Genomic DNA, 8050 nt, shown 5'->3' with positions numbered 1-8050 from the left:
TTATCTACAAGAGTAGAAATTCAGAGAGGCTTATAGCCTCTACTTTTTAAAATATACTCTTAAAGCCTTATTTTGTCAAGCTTCAGTGAAATAATATTAAAAGATGTTTAGCCCCCCTCGACATATCCTTATTAAACACTTGTTCTGTAGGGCTTATAATGCAATGAAATTGGCGAGTTTAATGTTTTTGAGAATGAAATTTAGACTATGCTTTGCTAAAAAAATAAAAGGTCCTTGTCTCGATGTATAGCATTTCCATATTTTATCACTTTACTTTCATCAAACTCTGCTATAAAAATACTATCATCAGCAGAAAATTGTTTACTAAAAGTGTGTTTAATCTCTATTTTAATTAAATCTAATATTCTTTTAGTATTATTAATTTCATAAACTGAGTATTGTAAACGAATCGCACCATTGGCACGAATCATTTTAGAAAAAGCTGTCCTAAGCTTGTCATCTTTAATATCATAGCTTATTAATAACATATTAAAGTTCGTATATAGGGAGTTTTTTGGCTCCATCACTCATGAATGAACGATAGTAGGCTTGCATATATTTAAAAAATTCGCTTTTGTTTTTCACTAAAACGGTATAAAAGATTTTAGAATAATCAGGATATTTCTCGTATTTCAAAATATATTCGTTTTTGGAAACATTAAAATCAGTGACTTTTATTTGCCCTAAATGTAAAGCTTTTCGAACTTGAATATCTACTAAAGGTCTAAAGGCCTCCATTAAATCACACACTAATGACTTTCTTTTGAACCAAAGTCTATGATAAACGCCGATATAAGAGTCAAAGCCAAACATTTTAATAAAAACTTCTACATAATTAAAAAGTATGGTGTAACCTAAATCTAAAACCGAATTTATAACATCAATTTTTGTTCTAGGGTATCTTCCTTTCCATCCAAGATCTTCATAAAATGCAGAAAAATATGACTTTGAAACCCTACCTTCTAAGCCCATCAATGATTGATAATCGACAATAGAATCTATTTCTTCTAAAGAGTGTTTACAAAGGGCTTTAGCTGTTTCTATAGATTTAGATTTTTTCCGAGTGTTTTTAAGTGCTTGGAGTTGATTTAACACCTTATTCCATACTAAAACTTTGGCAATAGAGAGGTTGTTTTTGTCAAAAGAATATTGCTTAAGTCTTAATAAATAGTTCGCTTCTGCTGCTTTTGAATAAAAGAAAACGGGTCTAAAATTAGATTTCATCACCACTAGTGCTATGTTAAATTTTTTGCATTTTTCTATTAAAGGGGTGGTGATACTAATTGGACCAATCACAAAAATAGCTAAGATTTTTTGAAAAGGAAATTTGGTGAGTGTTTTTTTTGTTGTACTATCTTCTAATAATAATTCTCCCATTGAAACTTTTAAGTTTCTTTTTTCTATGCAATTCACTACAAAAATACTACGAAATTCTATGTCTTTATGAGTAAACATTTTCTAACTCAGTTTTGTCACAAAGAGGGGAGTATATACAGTGTACACATTTGTTTTCATTTATAGGAAACTCATTTAAAGGATCAAAGTTTCTCATTTTTTGAATAAACATTTTTAATTCCTGTTTTTCGTTCTCTTGAGGTAGGTTTTGATACATCATAGTGTTGCTTGATATTTCGTAAAAGGCTAATTGACTTATTTTATAACCCATTTCTATTAAACAAAAATATTGAGCCCAAAGCTGATAAAAATGACCCTTATAGATTTTTTTCAGATTGTATTTTCTTTCAATTAAAAATTGTTCTTCTTTTTTAAAGCAATCAACACGCCCCACTAAACCTAAGTCTTCACTAAATATTGGAAGCGAAATTAAGTTAGTTTTTTTTGAACTGCTTGTTTTATTATCTATAGCAGTGTGAGCTTTTTTACCTTTGACTTGTGGAGCAGCGTGATACAAGATCTCGTCCGTATCCATATACACATTGTGAAGGTATATGGAATATGGACAAAAAGTGAAGTCATTTAATTGCGATATAGGGATAAATGTAGGCATTATTTATGAGTATATAAAGGGGAGCAGTGTTGCTCGAGTCCAAATATCTTCATCGTTTTTTATTCTATTTAAAAGTGGAGCTTTGTTGTCTACATATTTTTCAAATGAGTTTGACTCCTCTTTTAATGTTCGTAACCAAGTATTGTATGTTGAGTGGAAACGATTTTGGTTGTTTACTAATGCATAACACTGAATTAGAGGCAAGGCGAGTGATTTGATAGTGAATTTGTTTTCAGATTTTAATAGATTACTTATTGCATGGTCAAAAAGTTTTTCGATAGTTTTTTGATTTGCTGTTTTGTCTTCTAACCATAAAGCAATAGCTTCCCATTTTTCGATTAATGGAAAGGGATACTCTGATTTTTCTAAATTTAATGCTTCTAAATCTATGGGTTTTAGCAAACTTGTCGCGTTGCAATATAATTCTAGTGCACGCAACTTACAATAAGCTAAAATCTCCCAAATATTATTGAAATTATTATTTTCAAAATATGATTCTGGCTCAAGCTTAGTTATCTTTAAGAACTGTTCTCTAGCCTTTGGTATGTTTTTTTGTCGATGATAAATAGTAAATAGATAAGAAGCTGTACGGGATGAACTTTTAATGATATAATCTTTAGAAAGTGCAAAGTGTTCAATAGCTTTATCGCATTCTCCTCCATAAGCATATGCTTGTGCCAAAGTACCAAGAATTGCAACACTTGGCTCGTCTTTTTTTCCTGGATTAAATTCTTCTAATACTTCTAGTAATGCGTTTTGTTTGTCATATATGTTCTCAAAATGTTCAATCACATTTTCGAATGTATATGCATTAAACAAAATTTGAGCTTCTTTTAGGGAATAACTTATATAGTGTTCCCACTTTCTTAAGAATCTAGTTTCTAGAGTGTTTTCTTGATCTTTCAATAGATTCAAAATTAGGTCATTACTATAAGGTGATTTTATGGCTCCGATATGGGTGTAATACTCCAAAATCAATAAAATAGAATTTATGTTACTAGAGTCAAAAGAAATTAGCTCTTTATACATATCTACCAAAGGTTTTAACTTTATTAAATTTTTTCTTTCTTGTATTTTTAGTTTTAATAAATTATAAAAATATTGAATAGCAAATTGTTTTCCTTCTTCGGCTTTAAATAATTTTGCTAAGATTTGTTTTAGATAACTATCATTTTTAAATGAATCATTCATCAACTCTTGAAAAATCAGAGACAATGCGACTTGTGGATTAGTTGCAATGTAGCCAGATGGATCCTTTCCACTCATGAATTGTGAACAATGAAATTCTTTGACTTTTATATCTTTTTCATTTTCTAAATAGTCAGGATGTTTTCTAACAAAGCCACAAACAATATCTGCTAAATTAATAAAAAAACAAGAGGTATCAGACAAAAAAATTATTTCTAATTTTATATCTTTTAATTTTACATAATAAGATAACAGCTTTTTTATTTGAGCTATAAGTATGTTATGGTAATCCTCAAATTCTGTTTTACTTAGTTTGGTATCAGCTAGCAACCCAAGCACTTTTTCATTTCTATTGTCAATATAAATACTTACAGATTCTCCTTTTTTTATAAACTCTTCTTTTAGAAAGTTTGAAATAACATGGGCAACAGCAGTAAGCCACCAAGATTGATTATTTGCAAAGAGAAGAGGTTGTCCTTTAGATTTATAGACTTTTGAAACATGCTTTAATAAATGTTTTTCACAAATTCTTACTTTACTATCATCTAATCCAGAAAAATGAAAATCATTATTCTTTATATAATCAATTTCTTTATAAATAATAGTGGAAGTGTTTTTATGCATTTCATAATAAGCTTCTTTATAGGAATTAATAAGTTCGTCTTTTGAAGATTCAATATAAGTTGCACAAACAAAAGATTTATCGTCTTTTGCCATTTCAAAAGAACCAGTTTCATCAATTGCTAATATATGTGTAGTGTTTTTCATCTTATTTTCCTTATTATAAAATAGATTTAGCTAATTCGTAAGCTTTTTTGGCTGTGTGTGTTGATATTATATATGCAGCGTTATCATCGCCACTTTTTATAAATTTGAGTGGGTTCTCTTTGTAATCGTTTCTGGTGTCAAATCCACAGAATTCACAGTATATTATGTCATTTCCGTTTTTTTTGTCTCGTACAACCCTTTTTTCTTTGTTACTACTATTATTAGTTTTTCCGCAACTAGGGCACATTATTGAAGTTGACTTTGGGTCTACAAAATAGACAATTCCAAATCGATTTTTAACTTTATCTTCACCAGCGATGAGATTTTCATAGTTTTTTGTGGCTCTAAAAGCAGGGACTAAGTGCAATGTGTTCTGGCTGTCTTTTTGAATTCTAAAAAGTTTTTTGAGTAACTGTATCTCAAAGAAGTTGTATAATCCAAGACCGGCATATTTTTCAACATCTTGTTGTTTGCCACTTATCGATTTAGCGTCGGTTTTTTGTCCAGTGATACCGTCAATAGCACTGTAAGGTTTAGTTAAATCTTCTAATGAAATATAAGCTTTATAGTCATATCTTTCTAAAAGATGGGCTATTACACCTACCATATTGGCTACGACACCATACTTGGAGTGGTCTACAGATTTTAATTGTGTGAGTTCATTTAATTGTTGTGAAACATCTTCTCCATTTTTTTCTTTTCCTTTTAACTCTTTAAATCTTTCGAGCATATCCTTAATTTCACTAAGAGGTAGGGTATCTTTAAGTTCTATAACAGCTGCCCCATAAAAAGAAACAAGGCCTTTTTCACCGTTTGGTTTATCTACAAAGTTTTCTAATATAGATTTATCGTCTGTATTTTTATAGCTCCAGTCAAGAACCGTCTCCGGATTTCTTTGCATTTGATATTGAAGTTTTCGAATATAAGCTAATTGTTGCAGTTTGACTTGCATTTTTGGAAGCTTGATAAACTTTTCTCCTTCTTTATAGTAACTTAAATCGACAAGTATTTTTTGTTGGTCTGGTTTTCCATCTATAGAAATACTGGTTTCGACTCTTAGATTAGATATATCCAAGATATACCTTTCTTCATAAAACTGGTGCTCCCATTGCTTTGTTTTTGTATTAAAACTTCGAGTATAAATTTTAAAAGGTCCTTCTATTTTTTTATCTTGATCTATGATGCAAAGAGTTGCAAGCTCCTTTTGCCCTCTATCAATACCAAAGACATAGAATTTTTTTTCTATAGTATTATGTTTCTTTTTAATGTTTTTACTGCCAAAATGTCTAGCCAAATGGTTTAGACTTTGTGTGCTAATAACATTATTGTTATCATTTTCAATTTGTTGGTGAAAAATTTCGACCGCTTCTTTTTGTTTTTCTGATGACTTGTAGTTTTCAATCTGTTCTCGATTGGAAATATATTTAGTTCCTTGGGGCAAGAAATCACATAAAAAATGAGCTGTCATTTGAAACCTAGAGTACCGTTTAGTTCCAATATCTGATGTAGGATATCCAGGTGTAGCTTGTCGGTATGAAACTCTAAACTCTGGAGTCAAGCGCCACAGATTATCCTTCTTAAAAATAGAATTCCAATCTTTAGTGAATTGATTTTTTTCTGTTTTTACTTTTTTTACTAGATCTTTATTAATAATAGGGAAGAGTAAACAATTACCCTCTTTTACTAAATTGGATAGAGTTTTCTGACTAATAAGTGTTTCTTTTAATTTATAAGCTTTTGCATCGACTTCTTTTTTTATTTCTTCTAGATTTTTATTCTGTAAATCTAAATTAAAGTCAATGTCCCATCCCTTCTCTTTTATGAAGGACACCCATTCTTTTATATCCCGAGCTTCTTTTTCTGCATCACTGAGGATGGAGGTTTTTATAGAATTATTTATAATTTTCTTTTGCTTTAATTTCTCTATTCGTTTTTTACTTAACATTTTTGAAATACTTTTAGAGGTGATTGAATTAACCCAATAAACAATATATTGCCCAGCCTGATCATTACATATTGATTCTATTTGCTTTTCTTTGTCTGTAGTGAATTCTTGTAAAAACAAATATCTATCCTTATTATGATCTTCTATAATTAAAGCGTGGTGGCTTATCTTGTTTTGTTCACTTGCATTGCTTATTTTATCTCTCATTTCGGCAAATATTTTTCCAGTATTCATAGCTATTTTTTTATAGGACTCTGTTAATTTTCTATAAATATCGTTTTCATTTTTTAGTTTACCACGAAATTGAGAGAGCTCTTTTTTTGCATCACTATAGCGTTGTTTATCGTTAAAATTTTTATGATTTAATCTGTTTTTAATAGTCTCTTTATATTTATCTATATCTTTATCTAAATCTTTATCTTTTGTTTTGTGTTCTTTATTGTCGATTTTAGCAATTATTTTATTTGCTTTATCTATTATAGAGTCTTCCATTGAAGGATTTCCATAATCTAAGGTCGATAATAGAGTATGAAGTTCTAAAAGGTCAGAATATAAAGTAAAATACTTTGTTTTTGTACAGTTTTCGAAGTTTTCATCTAAAAAAGTTTTACACATTGAAACAGGAGCATTTATGTCATGATGATACTGGCTTTTAGCTACGGTTTCCCAAGCATAATCAAAAGCAACTTTAATGGGGTAAGCATTTACATTGAAATCATTTTTATTTGGTATATCAGCATAATCTTTTGCTGGACTTTTTATTTGCCCTATTGAAATCATAAAGTTTATTAAATCGTTTTTTTCTTTAGAAATAATGGGAGCTAATTCAGTTGCAATTCCATGGTGTAAAAAAGCAGGAATAGAAATATATTTAAATAAAAGTGAGCGAATCAAAAAGGATTCACTATCTTTTATTATATATTCTAATTTTTCTTTCGCTGTAATTTCAGCAAGCTTTTTTTCAAAATAAAAAACATTTTCATTGTTTTCTAAAATATCTTTTATTCCAAGTTTCTTTATTTCTTTTAAGATACTATTATCATTTGACTTAGGGTTTTTAATCGCTGTTTTTGGGTTAAAAGTTGCCCTACAAAAAGATACATTCCCTCCATTTTCACTAAAATGTGTCTTTAACGATCTAATCTTTTCTAATAAATCGATTTTTCTTTGAAAATCAGTGGCAAATTTTTCTAGCAAAGAATTCTTAGAATCTTTTTCTATTTTTTCTAAATTTATAAATGAAATTTCTCTGTAAACCAGAGGTTTCAAAATGTCTAAGACTGTATTGAAAAGAGATTGTAAAGCTTTCCTTAGTTCAATTTCATTGATTTTATGGTCAGTTCTATTTATTTCTAATGCTTTTAACTGTGTATTGACCATTTCATTTACCATCAAAAGTTTTTGATTCGATTCATTTAAGTTAAAAGCCCAATAATTAATGATTTTTTCTTTTATATCATCCTTTATTTCTATCATTTTAATCACTCGAGATTTTTTTTCATCATTAAATCCTAACTTTTTGGATAGAATTAAGTAATAGCTTTTGTCTAAGGCTATTTGGTTTGATTTGTTATATATATACCGCCATTGATCTAAAAACTCTCGTATTTCTGTAAGAGTCCACTTAACAGAATCTAAAGAAGATAGTAATTCTTCATTTTTTGCAGGGACTATCAAGTTTTTAACTTTTTCTTCTGAAATTTTAACCAATTCTTTTAGGACTTTATGACTTTCATACAATTCACCTGTATAACCAGGTCTTCTGATTTTTTGTTTTTGTGTCAATCCAAAACGAAGAGTTTTTGATACTTGATAGTTATTATAGATATGATTCATGAGTAGTCCTCTATTGTAAAATTTAGTGTTTTATAATATTTTTTTTGTTAAACAAATAAATAACTTTAACCGATGAGTATGCACTTCAAATTCGTAGTGCTAACTCGTTTTAATATTGAATATAAATAATATTTTAAATATTAATAGAATATTCTTTTTTTCGTTGTTTATTAAAATAAGATGATTCAGAGTTAAGGCCTTCTTTCTATAGTTTATAAAACTTTTCGTTCTATTAGCGTTCCATTGGCGTGCTAAGGTGAATGTTTTATTTTGGCTATGTTTAGAGGAGCTAGGCGTTTCTGAAA

At 29.0% G+C, this 8050-nt stretch carries 5 protein-coding genes; all 5 read right to left on the bottom strand.

Annotation, left to right across the window (positions count from 1 at the left end):
- Positions 1–215: 215 nt before the first annotated feature.
- The 5 genes from cas2 to VKY47_RS13530 are packed head-to-tail and all read right to left on the bottom strand — an operon-like array spanning position 216 to position 7745.
- The gene (gene cas2, locus VKY47_RS13550; RefSeq protein WP_324313366.1) at positions 216–488 is read right to left on the bottom strand and encodes a CRISPR-associated endonuclease Cas2; all 273 of its coding nucleotides are present in this window, start codon (positions 486–488) and stop codon (positions 216–218) included.
- A 1-nt stretch (position 489) separates the two neighbouring features.
- Positions 490–1455: a type V CRISPR-associated endonuclease Cas1 gene (cas1, locus tag VKY47_RS13545; protein ID WP_324313365.1), complete on the bottom strand. Its 966-nt coding sequence runs from the start codon at positions 1453–1455 to the stop codon at positions 490–492.
- Positions 1442–2008, bottom strand: coding sequence for a type V CRISPR-associated protein Cas4 (gene cas4, locus VKY47_RS13540; RefSeq protein ID WP_324313364.1), 567 nt, complete (start codon positions 2006–2008; stop codon positions 1442–1444). The genes cas1 and cas4 overlap by 14 nt, the downstream gene beginning before the upstream one ends.
- A 3-nt stretch (positions 2009–2011) precedes the next feature.
- Complete coding sequence (locus VKY47_RS13535) at positions 2012–3964, bottom strand: DUF3800 domain-containing protein (protein ID WP_324313363.1); 1953 nt, start codon at positions 3962–3964, stop codon at positions 2012–2014.
- 13 nt (positions 3965–3977) lie between these two features.
- Positions 3978–7745 (bottom strand): hypothetical protein, encoded by a 3768-nt coding sequence (locus VKY47_RS13530; protein WP_324313362.1) that lies wholly within the window; start codon positions 7743–7745, stop codon positions 3978–3980.
- Positions 7746–8050: the final 305 nt, after the last annotated feature.

Source organism: Xanthomarina sp., assembly GCF_035306705.1.
Classification (GTDB): Bacteria; Bacteroidota; Bacteroidia; order Flavobacteriales; family Flavobacteriaceae; genus Xanthomarina.
The sequence above is the reverse complement of the archived record's forward strand: the minus strand, read 5'-3'. Positions and strand labels throughout refer to the sequence as shown.